This is a genomic window from Rhizobium sp. RU36D, from assembly GCF_900176345.1.
Classification (GTDB): Bacteria; Pseudomonadota; Alphaproteobacteria; order Rhizobiales; family Rhizobiaceae; genus Allorhizobium.
On the sequence record NZ_FWXU01000020.1, the window covers coordinates 1 to 17,898 of the forward strand.

General features: G+C 59.6%; 17 protein-coding genes and 1 riboswitch. Of the genes, 6 read left to right on the plus strand and 11 right to left on the minus strand.

What is annotated here, in order from left to right; genetic code table 11:
- The first annotated feature begins 685 nt into the window (after positions 1-685).
- Positions 686-1,258: a recombinase family protein gene (locus tag B9A97_RS20735; protein WP_084367832.1), complete on the plus strand. Its 573-nt coding sequence runs from the start codon at positions 686-688 to the stop codon at positions 1,256-1,258.
- Positions 1,259-1,326: 68 nt separating this feature from the next.
- Here the strand turns inward: B9A97_RS20735 and B9A97_RS29845 are convergent, their stop codons facing one another.
- The 7 genes from B9A97_RS29845 to B9A97_RS20770 form a co-directional block, all read right to left on the minus strand.
- Positions 1,327-2,118, minus strand: a complete 792-nt coding sequence (locus B9A97_RS29845; RefSeq protein WP_084367731.1) for an endonuclease — start codon at positions 2,116-2,118, stop codon at positions 1,327-1,329.
- Positions 2,111-3,448, minus strand: coding sequence for a DNA cytosine methyltransferase (locus tag B9A97_RS20745; RefSeq protein WP_084367732.1), 1,338 nt, complete (start codon positions 3,446-3,448; stop codon positions 2,111-2,113). The genes B9A97_RS29845 and B9A97_RS20745 overlap by 8 nt, the downstream gene beginning before the upstream one ends.
- A gap of 1 nt (position 3,449) precedes the next feature.
- A complete protein-coding gene (locus B9A97_RS20750; protein WP_084367733.1) occupies positions 3,450-3,881 on the minus strand; it encodes a very short patch repair endonuclease in 432 nt (143 codons plus the stop codon).
- 1 nt (position 3,882) lies between these two features.
- The gene (locus B9A97_RS20755) at positions 3,883-4,782 is read right to left on the minus strand and encodes a hypothetical protein (RefSeq protein WP_084367734.1); all 900 of its coding nucleotides are present in this window, start codon (positions 4,780-4,782) and stop codon (positions 3,883-3,885) included.
- A 247-nt stretch (positions 4,783-5,029) separates the two neighbouring features.
- Positions 5,030-6,367, minus strand: coding sequence for an MFS transporter (locus B9A97_RS20760; RefSeq protein ID WP_084367735.1), 1,338 nt, complete (start codon positions 6,365-6,367; stop codon positions 5,030-5,032).
- A 91-nt stretch (positions 6,368-6,458) separates the two neighbouring features.
- The gene (locus tag B9A97_RS20765) at positions 6,459-7,562 is read right to left on the minus strand and encodes a hypothetical protein (RefSeq protein ID WP_143530626.1); all 1,104 of its coding nucleotides are present in this window, start codon (positions 7,560-7,562) and stop codon (positions 6,459-6,461) included.
- Between the two features lie 80 nt (positions 7,563-7,642).
- Positions 7,643-7,918, minus strand: a complete 276-nt coding sequence (locus B9A97_RS20770; RefSeq protein WP_084367737.1) for a hypothetical protein — start codon at positions 7,916-7,918, stop codon at positions 7,643-7,645.
- Between the two features lie 113 nt (positions 7,919-8,031).
- Between B9A97_RS20770 and B9A97_RS20775 the strand changes: the two genes are divergently transcribed.
- Positions 8,032-9,018 carry an aldo/keto reductase gene (locus B9A97_RS20775; RefSeq protein WP_084367738.1) on the plus strand — a complete coding sequence of 329 codons (987 nt, stop codon included), beginning with the start codon at positions 8,032-8,034 and terminating at the stop codon, positions 9,016-9,018.
- A gap of 96 nt (positions 9,019-9,114) precedes the next feature.
- On the opposite strand, the gene B9A97_RS20780 is transcribed toward B9A97_RS20775, so the two are convergent.
- Positions 9,115-11,028, minus strand: coding sequence for an O-linked N-acetylglucosamine transferase, SPINDLY family protein (locus B9A97_RS20780; protein ID WP_084367739.1), 1,914 nt, complete (start codon positions 11,026-11,028; stop codon positions 9,115-9,117).
- 252 nt (positions 11,029-11,280) lie between these two features.
- On the opposite strand from B9A97_RS20780, the gene B9A97_RS20785 reads away from it, so the two are divergent.
- A complete protein-coding gene (locus B9A97_RS20785; RefSeq protein ID WP_084367740.1) occupies positions 11,281-12,276 on the plus strand; it encodes an isopenicillin N synthase family dioxygenase in 996 nt (331 codons plus the stop codon).
- Positions 12,276-13,037: an alpha/beta fold hydrolase gene (locus B9A97_RS20790; RefSeq protein WP_084367741.1), complete on the plus strand. Its 762-nt coding sequence runs from the start codon at positions 12,276-12,278 to the stop codon at positions 13,035-13,037. Before B9A97_RS20785 ends, B9A97_RS20790 begins: the two co-directional genes overlap by 1 nt.
- Positions 13,038-13,104: 67 nt before the next feature.
- Here the strand turns inward: B9A97_RS20790 and B9A97_RS20795 are convergent, their stop codons facing one another.
- Together B9A97_RS20795 and B9A97_RS20800 are read right to left on the minus strand one after the other, a co-directional pair.
- Positions 13,105-15,303 (minus strand): esterase-like activity of phytase family protein, encoded by a 2,199-nt coding sequence (locus tag B9A97_RS20795; protein ID WP_084367742.1) that lies wholly within the window; start codon positions 15,301-15,303, stop codon positions 13,105-13,107.
- Between the two features lie 120 nt (positions 15,304-15,423).
- Positions 15,424-16,347: a DMT family transporter gene (locus tag B9A97_RS20800; protein WP_084367743.1), complete on the minus strand. Its 924-nt coding sequence runs from the start codon at positions 16,345-16,347 to the stop codon at positions 15,424-15,426.
- A gap of 156 nt (positions 16,348-16,503) precedes the next feature.
- Positions 16,504-16,662, minus strand: a riboswitch (FMN riboswitch).
- A 190-nt stretch (positions 16,663-16,852) separates the two neighbouring features.
- On the opposite strand from B9A97_RS20800, the gene B9A97_RS20805 reads away from it, so the two are divergent.
- Positions 16,853-17,251, plus strand: coding sequence for a VHL beta domain-containing protein (locus B9A97_RS20805; protein WP_179145352.1), 399 nt, complete (start codon positions 16,853-16,855; stop codon positions 17,249-17,251).
- A gap of 109 nt (positions 17,252-17,360) precedes the next feature.
- Here the strand turns inward: B9A97_RS20805 and hupB are convergent, their stop codons facing one another.
- Positions 17,361-17,636 carry a DNA-binding protein HupB gene (hupB, locus tag B9A97_RS20810; protein ID WP_084367745.1) on the minus strand — a complete coding sequence of 92 codons (276 nt, stop codon included), beginning with the start codon at positions 17,634-17,636 and terminating at the stop codon, positions 17,361-17,363.
- Here hupB and B9A97_RS29515 point away from each other — a divergent pair.
- Positions 17,635-17,865 (plus strand): hypothetical protein, encoded by a 231-nt coding sequence (locus B9A97_RS29515; RefSeq protein ID WP_143530627.1) that lies wholly within the window; start codon positions 17,635-17,637, stop codon positions 17,863-17,865. The two genes, hupB and B9A97_RS29515, sit on opposite strands and share 2 nt — an antisense overlap.
- Positions 17,866-17,898 lie beyond the last annotated feature (33 nt).

Sequence of the window (17,898 nt, forward strand, 5' to 3'; positions counted from 1 at the left end):
CGGAGATGACGATCATCTGGTCTTCCATCCAATGAAGACGGCTGAGGTTTTCCTCATGATGGCGATGAACATGAAGACCAGAGAACATGGATCCATCCTTGGTCTTCCACACGGTGCCATGATGGTCGTGGTGACCCTCATGGTCTTCATCATCGACAGGGTGTGCATCCCTTAGACCGGGCAAAATGCATACCCAGACCCAGAATGTTTGTCGGAAAAATCTGAGACCCCAAGATCGATATAACAGATGCGGCAGTCCCCCCGTCCCCCTGCCGTCATCCGGCTCTCGAAGGCCTTATGGTCTTCCGCCGAAACATCATGTGGTCTGCCCTGACACTGACATGACGCTGATCTCACGACCGACCAGCTACCCAGCAATGCCGCACGTCATCACTGACCTTGGCCTTCCCTGTTGGCCAGACCTTCACGGCGACTGAGGCGATTGGTCCAGCAGTCGCAACAGGCTGAAATCTGAGGCGGTCGATCCGTCTTAGGGAGACACTGCAATGAAAACTTAGCTCAGTGAGCCCACTCATGAAACCGGAAATCAAGTCTCACTAGACCTAGGGTGTGTGGCACCCCACCAGCAATGCGAAAATCAGTCTCACATGAGTAGGTATTGACTTTTGACACTAATTGTCTCACAACATCTATGACTTCATTGAAACCCATGGAGCTGAGACTAATGACTTCGACACTCGTCGGCTACGCCCGCACCTCTACACTCGAACAGATTGCGGGATTGGAAAGCCAAGTCCGCGATCTGACTGCGGCGGGATGTACCAAGATCTTTCAGGAACAGGTATCGTCGGTGGATACAAAGCGCCCGGAACTGGAGCGCGTCCTAGACTATGTCCGCGAAGGAGACACGCTGGTTGTGACCAAGCTCGACCGTCTGGCACGGTCCATGGCCAACTTGATGGATATCATGGGCAAGCTGAGATCAAAGGGCGTGGAGTTGAAGATCTTGGCGCTGAACCTCGACACCTCAACCCCCACTGGCAAGCTGATGCTGAACATGCTCGGGTCCATCGCGGAGTTCGAACGCGAGCTGATGCTAGAACGTCAGCGGGAAGGCATCGCCAAAGCCAAGGCAGAGGGCAAATATCGGGGCCGCGCCCCGACTGCTCGCAACAAAGCTGACAAAGTTCGAGAGATGCGCTCTGAGGGCAAGACCGTCGAAGCGATCATCGAAGAGCTGGGAGTGAGTCGTTCCAGTGTTTTCAGAGCGCTGAAGGAAGGAAAGACAGCGGCTTAGTTCTCAGGGGAAGATAATGTCTTTTGGTCGTCCTGCTCTACCCGCGTGAGATCGCGCAGGATGGCCGCTCATCGATAATTGCGGATTGCTGCGGGGTCCAACTCGGCAGCGGGAACCAGCTTGTAATGGCGCTCCTCCACGACCTTCACGGCATTATCTTCCACCGTAAGCTCGAACAGTGCAACCTTCTCGCTTCCGACGAACTGGGCAGAGATTGCCCGCGCTCGCATGTCCGGGAAGGCCTGAGCGCACCATGCCAGATCCTGCTTGGTCTGGACAACCGAGATCTGATCGGTCCCACCCTTGGCTTGTACAGGTATCGCATAATGGCAACCGTAGCGGTCCATACCGACGTACAGCTCGTCGATCTCGATCTGCCCGATACCCCTCACCGTGGTGCGCAGATGATTCTGGAGGGAGTACGTGGTGAGCCCCAAGAATATGTCGATAAGTCTGTTATATCGGACGATTGCCAACAGAGCCTGTTCGTCATCGAGGGCGTAGGCGCGGATCATTTCAGGCGTACCGTCGGGAACGCCGATGGTGATCAGATCATTCCTAGGTACGATCCGGTTCAAAGGAACCAACACGAAGCGATATCTTGCTCTCCCGGCGCCTTCAATAATCCACTCCATCCCATCGGGCTGGGTGTCCAAGATTGCCTGGGGAAAGCCCGTTCGATACCGAAGCGAGTAGATTACGTCGCCAAGGTTCTTGGGCAGAGCGACCCCAAGGACGGCAGCAGTACTTTCGAGATCCGAGCGTTCGAACTCAAAGCTATCTGAGCCCGCCGTGTAGCGGTCATCGAAGATCCGCTGGATGATGTCCTGATAGACATTTCCACGCGGTGGACTAGACATCCGTTGACGCTCCGAGCGCAGCAAGCCGTGCGGCTTCGGTCTCGTGCTGCTTCCGCTTTTTGATATTGCTGTTTCTGTCCCGCTTGGTCTTCGGAGCAGCGACACCGAGCAGGTTCGCGGCCTCGCTGACCGTGGTGTATAGAAGAGCCTCGTCCCCAAGCTTCACGACTTCTGTCGGTCTGGTCGGCTCAATACCAAGCGCAGCGATGATCCGCGACGCAACGGCTCTTGCCAGCGGCGGGGGCACAGAGTTCCCGATCTGCCGAGCACCATGCCACTTCGTGGAATGCAAGCGGAACCAGTCAGGGAAGCCGTGCAGCCTTGCCATCTCGCGGACGGTTACGCAGCGTGGGTGCTTGTAGTGGATGGGACGTGGACTGGTGAACGCGCCGCGAGCGCCATCAGTCCCAGCCCGAAGGGTGTTAGAAACGCCCTGAGCATCGAGCTTGTAGAACCTGCTGATCGGCTCATTCTGTCCTGATAAGGTCTCTGCAAAGCGGCGCTTGGATATGTCAGTGTGGTCGGTGCGCCAAGACGATGTGAGAACCGAAGGGTCCCATTCTCTGCGATAGCCGTAGTGCCACGAATCGTTGGTCAGGGTGCGCATTTCAGCAGCGTAGAGGCTAGGAGATCCAAACTTGACGTTGGGAACCTTATCAGTGTCAGCAAGTGCTGCAAAAAGGTCGGCATCAGGAAGATCGCCGATAGCGTCAGACACAGTGGGGCCGGGAGGAAGATCCGACGCGCGAGCCTTTGCACCCCTGGTCGTAGCTTCTGGGAAGGTCGGGAGTTGCAGTCCCTTCTTGCATCCCATTAAGATCAGGCGCTCGCGGAGCTGCGGCACACCGAATTCACTCGCATTGAAGACCTTCCACGGAAGACGAACCTCGTAACCCGCATCGTGGAACGCCTCGACTATCTCCTCTAGGAACTTTCTCTGTCGGCCGACCGTCAGGCCCTTCACGTTCTCGAAAACGAAGTACTTTGCATCCAGTTCGGTGACCAGTCTGACAAAATCATACACGAGCCGGTTTCGTGGGTCGTCGAGGGATCGTTGACCGATCATCGAGAAGCCTTGGCAAGGTGGACCGCCGAACACAACATCGACCTGGGCATCGTTCGGAAGGCCGGCAGCCCGCCTGATGTCCGCACCGCTAAGGGCTGAAACGCTTCGTGGAAGGACAGCACAATCAGGGAAATTGAATTTGTGGACTGCGCAGTGGACCGGGTCAATTTCCACGGCTGCCAGCAAGTCGAAACCAGCTTGCTCGAAGCCCAAGCTCAGCCCGCCCGCTCCTGCAAATAAATCGATACCGACCGGTCTCGTCATTTCAATCCGCACTCCCTTGGCGGCCCGGCGGGCCTAAGAACCGTTTTACGCTGTCAATGGCCTCATCTAGCCGCGCGACTTCGCATTGCCAGAGCACCAGCGAGTCCCAGCCCGCCTTCTTTAACTCGTTTACGTTCCGTTCGTCTCTAGTTTTGTTCGCTTCGATCTTCGGTTTCCAGTATTCCAATCGTGACTTCGGTAGCGCACCCTTGCTGCAGTCGTGACCGTGCCAGAAGCACCCATGTACGAAGATCACCTTCTTGCGCGACGGAAAGACCAGATCTGGACGCCCTGGAAGGGTGCGACCATGAAGCCGGAAGCGATAACCAAGCGAATGCAATTTTTTGCGAACCGCGATCTCTGGACCAGTATCCTTCTGCTTCACCGACTGCATGATGCGACGGCGCTGATCAGGGCTTCGCGTATCGGCCATGTCACTTTCCGAAAATACCTGCGACTTTTGGGTTCAAAGTGTATCCAACCATCCTTGTGATAAGGAGTGGTAGTTCGTGAGTTCGGTCCTCCCTCAAAGCTTCACGCCCCTCCTCAACAGCGATCCGCTCCATCTCGAACATAGCGATCACGGACGACGAGCCCACAGTCGTTGTGTTCGCGGCTACCGGCAGGATGAAGTCGATATCACCAAGGCCGTCGGTGCGTTGGCAACGTCCCGCCATAGCTGCCGCTTGGGCTTTGATTTGATCCGGCAGGATAGGAGCAGTTCGCGCAGCCTCGAATGTCACCAACGCCTTTTGCAGCCTGTCCCCTGCATCGAATGTCAAAAGGAAAAGCGCATCTAGGGAAGGAGTTCCTTTCAATGTGCTTTGGAGATGGTGGAAATCGATTACCTGGATCTCGGAATAGACCGCGAAGTGGGTGTGAAGGATGCGCTGCTGAACGCAGACCTGCATCAGCCACGGATCGTCAGGACGACCGACCTTCCGAGCTATAGCGGGCATCGAAAGCGTCTCGATAGCGTGGAGCACCGGTTCTGCAGGGAGCGCGAAATCGTCTGGGAATGGAACTGTTTGCCCCGGCTGATATGGAACGAAATCGAAAACACGCCCCTCTCCATACGCTTGGCGTGCTGTGTAGCGGGCATTGGCGATTGCCTCAGGCCATTGTGCATTCCGGTTTATGCCGCGCAGAAAATCTTTCATGAAGTTTGCAGGGTTTCCGGTGGAGAGCGTGTTACCCTCATCCCGCAGTTGACCGATTGCATCTTGGATTTCTTCCTGAGTGACCGTCAGGGGGGTAAAAGTCTGCTGGTTCCAGTCGTACCTCCGGTCAAACAGATATTGGAATACCGGGGGCTTTTCGCTTTCTTTGGCCATATGTCACCTGCTCGACTCATCCGAGCTGATTGTGACCGACTTCAACTCAAAGGGAAGTGCGAACGGGATCAATAGGGCGGTAGTACACCACCTTGACACTAGGTCACCCCGCTAGTACACAAACTGACAATACGGCGCACAAAAGATCAATAAATTCAATAGTTAGAGCGATCCCTCGGAGACTTCGAGTCTCTCATCGCCCACCATTTTTCTTCCTATCATTGTTGTGTTGTTCCGGCCTGATTTCCTAGCGGTTATCCAGCTTGAGACGCAGCTCCTTCTGATGTGCTTCATCCAGCGAAAAGCCCCACATGACCACGATCGCGGCGAGCTTCGGTATGATCGGCGCCCAGGCATAGAGCACGCTCAAGGTCGTCAAGGCTTGCGGCGTCTGTGATGCGGCCGTTGGAGCGGCGTCAAAACCGGCGAAGGCGAGAATCGGGAAGACGATTCCGGCCGAAAGGGCGAGTGACAGCTTGGTGATGAAGCTCCAGGCGGCGAAATAGAGGCCGGAGCGCTGCTCGCCCGATTCGCTGGTGTCGATGTCGATCACATCGGCCTGGATGGCGGGGGGCAGAGCGAGATCGAAGCCGAGAAGAATTCCCGTCAGCACGCAGATCACGGCAAAGGCTGTGATGTCCCCCTGCCCCAGGAAGCCGGCAAACGAAAAAACAGCGCATGCCACGGACATCGATAGGCACCAGGCCCGATGTTTGCCGATTCGTTTGGCCACCCAAACTGCGATGGGGATTCCGGCAACAGCGCTCAGGAAATAGGAGAACAGCAGCGGCCCCTGCAGATCCGCGGCGCCTAGCCTCTGGCCGACAAAGAACAGGAACAGCGATGCGGGAATGGCATTGGCAAAACTGTTGAGAAGGAAGGACAGGGCAAGCCTCAGGAATGGGCCGTTGGCGGCCACGTAGCGCAGCCCCTCGAACAGTCCGAGGCGTCGCCGCGACAGATCAGGGGGTTCGGGAACGAAGCTGACGGCGGCGATGCCGGCAAGCGGCAAGAGAATCGCCACCGCCACCGCGATCCAGGCGAGCCCATGAAAACCATCCGCACTTTCGATTCCGCCGACAAAGGGCAGTGAGATCGCCAGCAGCGATCCGATGAGCGTTGATCCCTCACGAAAGGCTGAGAGCCGGACCCGTTCGTGGTAATCGGTGGCGAGTTCCGCGCCCCAGGCCGTATAGGGCAGAAGCGACCAGGTGGCACCGACGGACAGGGCCGCTCCCCAGAATGCCAGATAGACAAGGCCGGCATCTTCAGGTGGCCAGAACAGCATGAAGGCGGCGACGGAGGTCAATGGCAGCGACAGGGCGAAGAACACGCGGCGACGGCCGCGCCGGGCAGAGAATCGGTCGGACAGCCAGCCGAAGATCGGATCGGTCACGGCATCCAGGCAGCGAATCGCCAAGAGCACCGTGCCGATGCTGGGAAGCGAAAGCCCAAGGGCCGACGCATAGAAGGACGGGACGATGATGTAGAGCGGCAGCGCGATAGCCGCCAGCGGCAGGGCTGGCAGCGCATAGACGGCATAGGTTGCCGTCACGCCGCCTGGGGACCGAGACGCGTCTTTCATGGGAAGTCCTTCCATGCCACGGCAAGTCTTGTTGTGTGGGACTACGCCCGGCAGGGGCCAGCAGATCACGCTAGCGTTTTGGCCTTGACGGTTACCAGAGCCGCCAGACCGGACGCAGCAGAGCCGAGGCGTTGGGGCCAAGGCCGATCCAGGCGCCAAAGCCCACCAGAACTCGCCGGGACACCGGACGGAAAATGGCCAGCAGCAGCATGCCGGCAATGGCTGAAACCGCCTGCAGGATTTCCACCATGGCATAGCCGACCCGAAAGATGGAGCGGCCGAGCATTTTCATCGCGGCGAAACTACCGTCGCCAAGATGGAGGGAAATCCGCTGGAGGATGCGCAGATCCGCCGGCCCATCCGCAAGCGAAAGCGCCGTGACGGAGGCACGCACGCCGCCGGTGCGGCGCATGGAATCGAGTACGGAGACATCATCGACCAGAGCCTGCGCTGCCTTTCGATCGATGGAGCGGGCCGCGGCTTTCTGAATGCTGCCCAAACCTGAAAGCCCCTGCCCGGCCACGGCCTTGAGTTCGGTCCTCAGGAGGCCGGTATCGACCACGGCGCTCGCCGATCGGGCGAAATATCCTGACAGCGGCTTGGACAGCTTGCCGCCGCGATAGGCGTTCTTGATCAGCGACAGACCGGCATCGGGCGCGGCTGCGGCCCCACCGGAGCCATAGGTGGCAGCCGTCAGCCCCAGGCCGAAGGTGGCAAAGCCGAGCAGGACCGGGTCATATTCCCGTCCAGCGACATAGTTGAACCCCTGGACCGAAAAGTCTCTGACGTCGCCCACGCCGATGAGATCGCTGACCAGCGAGCCCGCAATGGCAGCACCGCTATCCACGGATCCGAAGACGAAACCATCGGCCGCACGGGTGCCCGAGGCATAGCTTCGTTGCAGCCAGGTTCCTTCCGCCCGATCTTTCAGGTCAGGTGGTAGATTGTGCCCGTAGGAAACACCGAGTGCATATAGGGATGTGGCATAGGCATAGTCGCGATCCCGAATGGCGGCCTCGATCTCCTCGACAAATGTCTTGGTGTCGGCCGTGTACAGGCGATACTCGGCAAAAAGCGCTGGATCGACCAATCCATAGGCAAGTCCCGTGCGCCAGATGGTGTGAGATGCCTCGAGCATGCCGAAGGCGAGCATCAGCATCGGCACGAATCCCAGGAACCGCAATATCATCAGCATGCGCGTTCACACCTCAAGCGGTCATCCGCCATCGACCGCCATCAAGCTCTACAGGAACATCCAGCCTTATCTGCTCTTCATCATCTGATCTTCATGGGCCGCCACACGACGACTTCCCGGGTCCGATCATTCAGGTATTCGGTCAGGCTGATCTTGCAGTCCATTGCATCGCATTCCCGGCATTTGAATGGCAGGCTGCGTATTTTCCGGTCGGAATAATAATATCGCGCCAGATCCTCCGCGAGGAACTTGGCGCGGCGCCCGCATTGGCGGCATTCCGCCACCACGAGCAGGTTGTGATAGGCCGCCTTTCCGAGGGTGTCGACTGTCCTGACCATATGCAGTATTTGGAACATATCATGAACATTATCAACATCAAATTTTCACGTCGAAACCCCTTTCCCTTGCCGCCGCGAGATCCACTTGTTACGCCGACCGCGACATGACATCAGGCTTTGGAGAGTATGGAATGAGACAGAAGGCTTTTGGACGGACCGGCTTTACCGTCGGCGATATCGGCTTCGGCGCCTGGCAGATCGGTGGCTCCTGGGGCGAGGTCTCGGAGGCGGATGGTCGCGCAGCGCTGAACGCCGCCCTCGACGCCGGGGTAACCTTCATCGATACGGCCGATGTCTATGGCGACGGACGGTCGGAGAAGATCATCGCCGACGTGCTCGCCCAGCGCTCCGGTCCGCGTCCGATGGTCGCCACCAAGGCGGGGCGCCGGCTCAACCCGCATGTTGCGGATGGCTATACGAAGGCCAATCTCGAAGGCTTCATCGACAGGTCGCTGACCAATCTCGGCGTCGAGCGGCTTGATCTGGTGCAACTGCACTGCCCGCCGACCGACGTCTACTATCGTCCTGATGTCTTTGCCGGCCTTGATGAACTCAAGCGCATCGGCAAGATCGCCGATTATGGCGTGAGCGTCGAGCGGGTCGAAGAGGCGTTGAAGGCGATCGAATTCCCTGGTGTGGTCAGCGTCCAGATCATTTTCAACATGTTCCGGCAGCGTCCGGCCGACCTGTTCTTCGCAGAAGCCCGCCGGCGCAATATCGCCGTCATCGTCCGTGTTCCCCTGGCAAGCGGCCTGCTGTCCGGCAAGATCACGGCTGAGACCACCTTTGCCGGCGATGACCACCGCAATTTCAACCGCAATGGCGAAGCCTTCGATGTAGGTGAAACCTTCGCCGGCGTGCCGTTTGAGGTCGGGTTGGCAGCCGTCGAGGAGATCCGCAAGCTGGTGCCATCTAGGCAATCCATGGCGGCCTTTGCGCTGCGCTGGATCCTGATGCACGAGGCGGTCACCGTCGTCATTCCCGGTGCACGCAATGCAGATCAGGCCAAGGGCAATGCGTCCGCCTCGGATCTCCCCGTGATTGCTGCGGATGTGATGGCCGCAGCACGCGACACCTATGACCGGTTGATCGCCCCGCACGTTCATCATCGCTGGTAAACGCTGACTGCAACTCATCTGCCGCCATGCAGACCCATGCGTGGCGGCGGAATGTTCTACGGGGCGGCGGGATCGCTTAACTGCCCTGCTCCAGACTTACCTTTTGAGGGCAAGGCCGAAATCGCCATCCCTTGCAGGCAGCATCGGAACAGCAAGATGTTCGAGCGGCAGTCCCGCGCGTACCCGATCGGCCATCATCCGATAGGCGGATTCGAGATGGCGGCAGTAGCGTTCCGAATCAAATAGCGGGGCGCGCAGCCGGTTTTGATCGAGGCGATCGCGATAGGCTTTCACCGCCTTGGCATCGCTTGCGAGCGCGACGGCTCTCTGGAAATAGGCCTCCTCATCGGCAGCGACCAGATCCTCAAGCCCGATGGCATGCAACTGGCTTTGGGACACGCGCGCGGCAAAGCTTTGTCCCTTGATCGAGAGGACGGGCAACCCGGCCCAGAGGCAATCAGCGGTCGTCGCATGGCCGTTATAGGGGAACGGATCGAGCCCTAGATCCGCCGCCCGCAACCGTCCGACATGCTCGTCATAGGACCGGATCGATTCGGCAAAGATGATTCTGCCGGGATCGATACCGAGCGTGGCGAATCGCTTGGCGATGTTTTTCTCTGCGGTCTCAGCGCGGCAGGTCATCCAAAGGAAACTGCCCGGCACGGCCTGGAGTATCCGGGCCCAGAGGGCGATCACGCGCGGCGTGATCTTCTTGGGCGCGTTGAACGAGGCGAAGACAAAGGCGTCTGCCGGCAGGCCATGATCGGCGCGCGACACATCCGCAGGCAATTTCCGGACCGTCGGATCGTTTGGCATGTAGCTTTCCGGCATCCAGCAGAATTTCTCGTCATACCACGACGCGGATGTCTCGGGCGTAACAGTCCTGTCGGAGATGACGTAATCGCAGTCGAGGCCGAGCGCGGGACCTGGATAACCGAGCCAGGACACCTGGATCGGGGCAAGCCCGAGATTGAGCAGCGCCGCCCGGGATTTCGAGGTGTGACCGCCAAGGTCGACGAGAATGTCGATATCGCGACGGAGAACCTCCTTGCCGGCCTTCTTGTCGGGAAGGTCGGAGATATCGACATGGTGACCCAGTTCGGCGAAGAAGCGTTTGCGGTCGCCGCCCTTCCAGGGGGAATTGCAGAACAGCGTGACAGAGTATTTGTCCTTGTCGTGCCGGCGCAGCACATCGGCCAACTGCCGCATGACGACATGGTCCGGCATGAAGTCGGAGGAGATGTAACCGATCCTCAGTTTAGGACCCCAGCTGTGTGGTGCCGTTCTGCGGGCCTGCCGCTTTTCCGGGTCAAACACCGTCGAGAGTTCAGGAACAACGCGAACAGCGGGATCGCTCTCGCTGTCGTGGCCGAAAAGTGCTTCCAGCGGCAGCTCGCGAATTGGCGCGCGCGTGCCGGCGGCAAGTTCGGCCTCAATGGCATCGAGGACTTCATAATCTGCATATTCGCGGGCGAAGGCGAGCAACAGTCTCTGCAGCCAGGCATCCCCAGGCTTCAGCGGCGCAAGTTTCCGGATCAGCGGCAGCAAACGCTCATTCGACACCTCGGCGCCCAATCGGGCATAGGCCAGCTCGAGATGGTCGGGAACATCGCTCTCGATGAGATTGTAGGTCAGCCCCTCCACCAACGCCTTGTCCTGGGGAGACTTCAGCAGGTTCACCAGGACGAATGCTGCTTCCGGGCTCTTCGGCTCCGATGTCAACACGCGAAAGGCATAGAGCTTTGCCTTGTCCTTCTCGCCGATCATGAAATACAGGAGCGCCGCCTTTTTCAGGAAAGCGGCCTGCCAGGCGCCCTCCTTGTCCACGTGAAGCTCGAAAGCCGACGCCGCCTCCGCATACATGCCCAGCTGGATTAGGGTCTCGCCCAGCAGATTGATGCTGCGGGGATCATCTGACAGGGAACTGAGGCGATTGAGGATCTGCAGGGTCTCGACATACTGGCCCTTGCGAAACCGATCCTCGGCCTCCGCCAACTGATTGATCAGCATCCCTTGTCTCCCTGTTCGACCATGCCTTTCCAGCAGCTAGTCCCGTAGGCTTGTGTCAGACTGTGCGACTGCACGGCCGTTCAGGCCCGCTGTAGCGTCACGCGCAACACGTCAAAGCTTTTTGCGCAATTCCTATGCAAACCGTCCCTTTGCTCATTCTTTCAGCAGTCGACACGTTGTTCTTCCCAGCAGGCTGATCTAGCCTTGGCATCACCTCTTCGGAAGCGACCGATCATCACGTGGGAGATCATCATGAGCGCACGTCTTCAAGCCAGGGCCGTGGATGCCGCCAGCCTGCCGATCATCGACATCGCGGGGCTTTCATCCTCATCCGCAGCCGAAAGGGCCAAGGTCGGCCTTGCCCTGCAGCGGGCCTGCCTGGACAAGGGCTTCTTCTATTGCGCCGGACACGGCATTCCGCAGGGGCTGATCGATGCCGCCTTTGCGGAGGTGAAGACCTTCTTCAGCCGCCCGATCGAAGACAAGCTGGCGGTGGACAAGGTCAACTCCTTCTGCAACCGCGGCTACGAGCATCTGCGCGGCCAGACCCTGGAGGCTGGCGCGCCGGCGGATCTCAAGGAAGGCTATTACATCGGCCCGGAGATGCCGCTGGACGATCCGCGCGTGGTGTCCCGGCGCTTCAATCGCGGCCCGAACCAATGGCCGTCGGACCAGCCGGGCTTCCGCCCCACGATGATGGCCTATTTCGCCGCCATGTCCGACCTTGGCGAGCGGCTGTTTCGCGGCATGGCGTTGTCGCTCGACCTGCCGGAGGATCATTTCTCGGCCTTCGTGCGCGATCCCCTCTGCATCCTGCGCCTCCTGCACTATCCGCCGCAGCCGAAGGACGCGGCGCCCAATGAAAAAGGGGCCGGCGCCCACACGGATTTCGGCGGGCTGACCCTGCTGCTGCAAGACGATGTCGGCGGGCTGCAGGTGCATGACGCCGCGAGCGATAGCTGGATCCACGCCAACCCGATCCCAGGCACCTTCGTCGTCAATCTCGGCGACATGATCGCGCGCTGGACCAATGGGCGATATCGCTCCACCCTGCATCGCGTCGTCAACGAGGGCGGTCGCGAGCGCTATTCCATTCCCTTCTTCTTTACCGGAAATCCCGATCATCTCGTCGAATGCCTGCCCAACTGCCTGGCGGAAGGCGAAACGCCGAAGTATCCGCCTGTAACCGTCGAGCAGCATCTGCAGACCATGTATCAGCGCACCTATGTCACGGCGCCGCAAACCTGATGGGCGAAGGATCCCTCCCCGTCATCCTGATCCACGGCGCCTGGCAGGGCGCCTGGGTCTGGGAGAGCTTTTCGCCGCTTCTGGCAGCAGAAGGTTTCACGCCTGTTGCGGTGGATCTTCCCGGCAACGGCACCGACGACACGCGACCTGAAGCGGTCACGCTGGACCTTTATGTCGAGCATGTCTTGGACATCGTCGCCCGGCAGTCGGGGCCGGTGGTTCTTGTTGGCCATTCCGGTGGCGGTGTCGTCGTCTCCCAGGTGGCTGAAAGCATTCCCGATCGGATCGTCGGCCTTGTCTATGTCGCGGGCATGATGCTGCCTGACGGCCTGGGCTATGGCGATCTGGTTCGCGAGGCTCTGCCGCAGCATCCGGGCGCCGGTGGAATTTCCCCGCACCTCATCTGGTCTGAGGATCGCATGACCAGCAGCGTGCCAATCGAGGCAGCAGCGGCGCATTTTCTGTCGGACCTGCCGGTCGATATGGCGAGATCGCTGGCCACTAGGCTGACGCCGCAGCCTGAGGGGGGGCGGGCCACACGGCCGCGGCTGACGCCGGAACGATTCGGCCGGATACGGCGGCTCTATATCGAAGCGACCGAAGATCAATCGGTCTATATCTATCTGCAGCGGCGGATGCAGGCTCTGGTGCCCGGTGCGGAGATCGCTTCGCTTGCAACGGGCCATGCACCGCATGTCTCGGCACCAACTGCATTGCTTGCGGCGATGTTGCCGTTTCTCAAATCGCTGTCGTCGAAATAGCCCAAACGGAAAGAAGCCGGGCAATCGCTCGCCCGGCCTCCTGGTCATCGTCTTGGGAGGACGAAACTCAGTTGATGCCCTTGAGGTCGACCGCCTTGAAGATGGTCTCGCCGGAGCTGTCATCGACACCGTCATTGTCGGTGACGAAATAGGCCTTGCCCTCGGCATCGAAGGCGAAGCCTTCCAGCTTGTCGACGACATAGCCGTTGGTGGCGGACTTCAGGTCCTGGATGAAGTCGTAGACTTCTTCCTTCTTGACGACAGGCAGTTCGCCGCCAAGCTTGGCCGGCTTCAGGTCCGCGATAGCGACACGGTAGAGCTTCTTGATCTTGGCATTGTCGCCGACCTGGTTGTCGCGCTCTACGATATAGACGTGGTCGCCATGGGCGGTGATTTCGGACAGGCCGACCCAGCCAGCCTCGCCCTTGTCGAGCGGATAGCTCACGCCGCCCCATTCCTTGGACTTCGGATTGTAGGACACCAGCTTGACGAAGCCCTTCTTGTCGTCGGCCCATTCGCGCTGGATCGTCATCCACAGTGTCAGGTCATCGCCCGTGCCGACCGAGGTAATGCCTTCCAGGCCGAACCGGGTCTGGCCGGCCAGCAGTTCCATGGGAAATCCGATTTCCGACTTGATCTCGCCCTTGGCGTCGACATTGTAGATGCCATGGCCGACGAGCTTGGCCGGATCGCCTTCCGAGGCCAGCCAGAAGCCGCCCTTGCCATCCAGCGCAATGCCTTCGATGTCGAGCTTCTGTGCCGGCTGACCGCCGCGCAGAACCGGAAGTGCCGTGGTGATGACAGCGGGCTTCTGCGTCGCGTCGATGGTGAAGATGGTCGGCTGCATGGCGTAGAAGCTGTCGTTGACGGCGTAGAGCGTGCCGTCCTTCTCGGCATCGCCAACCAGGCCTGACATGGCACCCCAGCCGATCGGCTTGCCGTCGACCAGGTCAGACCGCAGCATCGGATAGGCCGCTTCGCCTTCGGCACGCTCGTGCAGCATCACGTGGGAGCGCGGCAGGCCGTCTTCGCCAAGATCCACCTCGTTTGCGGTGGCAAACAGGTTGCGCGAGGGAATGGCCACGGCTCCTTCCGGGGAAATGCCGGAGGGCAGCAATTGTACCAGTTCCGGCTCGGCGCCGGTGTCTTTGTAGACGCCGACGATCGAGGAGCGTTCGGACAGCACGAAGAAATATTTCTGGTCGCCGAAGGTTGCCGCTTCCAGGCCCTCGAGCTCAACACCCTTGGAGCGGGCGCGCTTGTCAGGGAAATGACCGATCTGCGCGATAGCCAGTTCAAGCGACGGGCCCGATTCGAACAGAACCTTGCCGGTCTTGTCGAAGATGGTGAAGCTGCGCGAACCGCCTTCGTAGTCGCCTTCGTTGGCCACGACGAAACGGTTGTCATCCAGCCACTTCAAGGCGTCAGGCTCGCGCAGGACGCCTTCCTTCTTGCCGGTGAATTTCAGGGCGCCGTCAGACTTCGTGTCGATGCCTTCGAGATCGACCGTGCCGGCGGAGAAATGGGTCTTCACGGTCGCGGTCTTGCCGTCGACGATGACGATGTGATTGTTTTCCTGCAGCGTCACGGCGATCTCGCCGAGGCTGTTGATGGAGACGAATTCCGGCTCCGGATCGTCGCCGGCAATCGCGGCAAGGCCCGTCATGGCAACATGCTTCAAGGTGGCGCAGTCTGCGCTGCCGTCCTTCAACGACACGATCGCCAGGTCCCCAGCTGGCATCTGCGGGAGTTTGCCATCGTTCAGTTCTTCGTCGCGCTCATTTTCGATGGCGATGACGGCAAAGGTCTTGTCCGGCGAGATGGCAACGGAATCAGGCTGACCACCGAGATCGCAGGTCGAATCGATCTTCTTCGAGGCGATATCGACAACGGCAAGACGGCCAGACGGCTTGGCCTTGCTCTCAGACGTGTTGACCGCCACCAGGACCTTGCCTGCAACAGACGCAACCGAGGTCGGCTCGCCGTCCATCATCAAGGCGCCACCGGCCTTAGGTGCCTTGGCGTCGCTGATATCGACAAAACCGATGCCGCCGAGGGGGCTGTCGGAATAGATTAGCGTCATGCCATCTTCAGACGCGGTGATGATTTCGGCCGACGTAGTCGACAGCTTGTCCTTGTCACCAGGCAGATTGCTGGCAACGGGGAATGACGCGATACGATTGAAAACCTGGTCTGCGCTGGCCGGTACGGCGACCGATGCCAGCAGCGCGGCCGTGAGCGCGGCGCGCGAGAAATTGAGAGCCATGGGGAAACCTCCTGTTTCCATGAGAAAGCAACAGGAGGCTTTTGCGTCACGTCGATGACAGCCGCATGACACATCATGCGGATTGTCATTTTCGTCCAGACGGGAGCGGACCGACAGGCCTCAGGCGGCCGCCTCGGTGCTGCGCCGCCCTGCCCTTTCCTTGGAAATCTCGATGCTCATCAACAGCAGCGAGGCACCGAGGATCAGCAGCGCACCGAGCCAGAGCAGGCCGGCCGGGGCATAGCCGAACACCAGCCAGCCCGCGAAAACGTTGAGCGGCAGCTTCAGATCGTCGAAGGGCTGAACATAGGCGGCATCGGCAGTCTTGTAAGCCAGCGTAAGCAGATACTGGCCCAGCGCCGTCAGCACGCCCGCCGCGACAAACAGAGCCAGTGCCGTGCCAACAGGCAAGGCAATGCCGCCGGCCGCAACCGCCAGACCCGCATTGATCGGCGTCAGCAGCGCCAGCAGCCACACAGTGATGGTCTCCGGTCGCTCATAGGCCGTCAGGTTCTTCATCAGCAGCGAGGAGGCTCCCCACAGCAAAGCTGCCAGGACCGGCAAGAGCGCGGCCGGCGCAAAGCCGTCGGACCAAGGCTGCAGTATGATCATGGCGCCGACAAAGCCGGTGGCGGTCGCCGCCCAGCGCGCTGGTCCCACGGCTTCGCCCAGGAACAGGCGTGCACCCAGCACGATGAAGAAGGGTGAGGTCATGACGAGCGCGATGGCCTGCCAAATCGGCACCGATGCAAGTCCCATCACCCAGGCCTGCACGCCAAGAGCCGCCAGCAGCACGCGCAACAGGTGGCGTCCGGGATAGCGGGTCTTCATGGCGCGAAAGCCGAGACGGAAGAGCAGCGGCAAGGAAAACACCAGTGCGAAGGCATATTGCCAGAACGCGGCCGCCGCCGGCGGGAAGGACAGTGTCATCGTCAGCCACTGGGTGACGACGTTCAGAATGGCGAAGGCAACACCGGCCAGCACCATGTAGAAGGCACCCACGACAGCGCGCGAGCGTGTGAGCGAAGGAAGGCTCTGATTCATGTCCGTTTCCTCTAGACAGGACCAACATAAATCAGGACGCATGAGGGCAACGGCCTTCATCGCGGGCACCGCTCGCCATTCCCGGCAGACGACACGCACGAAAGCCCTTGCGTCGGCGGCCGGGCAAAACCCGATGCCGATGCGCGAGCGCCATCACCTCATTCTCTTTCATCCGGACTATGACCGTCGGCTCCGGCATCTGACCGGATCTGCTGACCTTCCGTTCCCAGAAGGAAACGTAAGCGCTCGCGGGCTTCGGGCCATCAATGAGCCCCTACCGCCGGTGGGGACTTTCACCCCGCCCTGAGAACGATGCCGGAATAGACCGGCAGATCTGCGATTAAATCAAATGATGTTCAGGCACAAGGGTGGCGTTGCCGCGCTACGAATACGATGTCCAAAACAAGTCAGCCGGATCCAGGAGAAACGGCAGCCTCCCGCCATTGCCTCGCTCCTGTATTCATGCACAGATCGGGCATCACCACCGCCATCGGGAAAGACGCCCATGAATACCAGGTTGCTGCTGAATGCAGTTGCTCTCACTATGCTTATGCTGCCGGCCAGCCCTTCACAAGCTGACGAATGTCTTGCCGGGGCCACGTCATCACCCGAAACCAATATTCCGACCGGCATTCGCTTTCACAATGATACGGCCTATGCCTTCCGCGTCTACTGGGCGGATTTCAAGGGGCAACTGCGCGAATACGCCCTGGTGCAACCCGGCGAGGAGCCCGGTTTCAAGACCTATGTGCATCATCGCTGGTTCGTCGAGATCTTTACGCCGGCGGGCACTTTCTGCGCCGGGCCAGTCTCGGCACCGGATACCGAGACCTGCGACATGCGCGTCCTCTTCGACAATCACGACCCATCCGTCGGTCTCGACGGCGGCTACTGCGACTATTGATATCAAGTCATAAGCCACAAATGACAGAGCCCGGCGCGTTATCGCACCGGGCTCTTGCATCTCTTGCCAAAACCCTTCCGCCGCTATGGGCGCAAAGGGTTTATGCGCATTAGCTGTTGACGGCGTCCTTCAGGCCCTTGCCGGCCGTGAACTTCGGAACGTTGCGAGCCGGGATATCGACTTCAGCGCCGGTAGAAGGGTTACGGCCCTTGGAGGCTTCGCGACGGGACACGGTGAAAGCACCGAAACCGGCGAGACGGACGTCACCACCATTCTTCAGCTCACCCTGGACCGTTTCGAAAACGGCATCCACGGCCGAAGCGGCGTCAGCCTTGGTCAGGCCGGCCTTTTCCGCAACCGCGGATACGAGTTCGTTCTTATTCATGGTTTCCACCCTTTCTGATTGGCATGAAACGACTCAAGAAAACAAAGTCGAGCGGACAATACGCCCGACTTTTTCCGTCGCAACTCCCAAACACGGCATAAGCCCTGAAAACAAGGAGTTTCGGCGATTTTACACAAAAAAGGCTGGCGAATTTGCCAGCCTTTTCGTCACTGATGTGCCAATTTGGCAAGAATGCGGCGGCCAAAGCCCCGTTGAGCATGATGCCTAGAACTGTATGCAGTTTTCGGTCACCATCATACTC

Bases quoted from the DNA above. Each gene is read 5' to 3' on its own strand.
- B9A97_RS20735 (WP_084367832.1), top strand. From the start codon at position 686: ATGACTTCGACACTCGTCGGCTACGCCCGCACCTCTACACTCGAACAG.
- B9A97_RS29845 (WP_084367731.1), bottom strand. From the start codon at position 2,118: ATGTCTAGTCCACCGCGTGGAAATGTCTATCAGGACATCATCCAGCGG.
- B9A97_RS20745 (WP_084367732.1), bottom strand. From the start codon at position 3,448: ATGACGAGACCGGTCGGTATCGATTTATTTGCAGGAGCGGGCGGGCTG.
- B9A97_RS20750 (WP_084367733.1), bottom strand. From the start codon at position 3,881: ATGGCCGATACGCGAAGCCCTGATCAGCGCCGTCGCATCATGCAGTCG.
- B9A97_RS20755 (WP_084367734.1), bottom strand. From the start codon at position 4,782: ATGGCCAAAGAAAGCGAAAAGCCCCCGGTATTCCAATATCTGTTTGAC.
- B9A97_RS20760 (WP_084367735.1), bottom strand. From the start codon at position 6,367: ATGAAAGACGCGTCTCGGTCCCCAGGCGGCGTGACGGCAACCTATGCC.
- B9A97_RS20765 (WP_143530626.1), bottom strand. From the start codon at position 7,562: ATGCTGATGATATTGCGGTTCCTGGGATTCGTGCCGATGCTGATGCTC.
- B9A97_RS20770 (WP_084367737.1), bottom strand. From the start codon at position 7,918: ATGTTCCAAATACTGCATATGGTCAGGACAGTCGACACCCTCGGAAAG.
- B9A97_RS20775 (WP_084367738.1), top strand. From the start codon at position 8,032: ATGAGACAGAAGGCTTTTGGACGGACCGGCTTTACCGTCGGCGATATC.
- B9A97_RS20780 (WP_084367739.1), bottom strand. From the start codon at position 11,028: ATGCTGATCAATCAGTTGGCGGAGGCCGAGGATCGGTTTCGCAAGGGC.
- B9A97_RS20785 (WP_084367740.1), top strand. From the start codon at position 11,281: ATGAGCGCACGTCTTCAAGCCAGGGCCGTGGATGCCGCCAGCCTGCCG.
- B9A97_RS20790 (WP_084367741.1), top strand. From the start codon at position 12,276: ATGGGCGAAGGATCCCTCCCCGTCATCCTGATCCACGGCGCCTGGCAG.
- B9A97_RS20795 (WP_084367742.1), bottom strand. From the start codon at position 15,303: ATGGCTCTCAATTTCTCGCGCGCCGCGCTCACGGCCGCGCTGCTGGCA.
- B9A97_RS20800 (WP_084367743.1), bottom strand. From the start codon at position 16,347: ATGAATCAGAGCCTTCCTTCGCTCACACGCTCGCGCGCTGTCGTGGGT.
- B9A97_RS20805 (WP_179145352.1), top strand. From the start codon at position 16,853: ATGAATACCAGGTTGCTGCTGAATGCAGTTGCTCTCACTATGCTTATG.
- B9A97_RS29515 (WP_143530627.1), top strand. From the start codon at position 17,635: ATGGTTTCCACCCTTTCTGATTGGCATGAAACGACTCAAGAAAACAAA.
- hupB (WP_084367745.1), bottom strand. From the start codon at position 17,636: ATGAATAAGAACGAACTCGTATCCGCGGTTGCGGAAAAGGCCGGCCTG.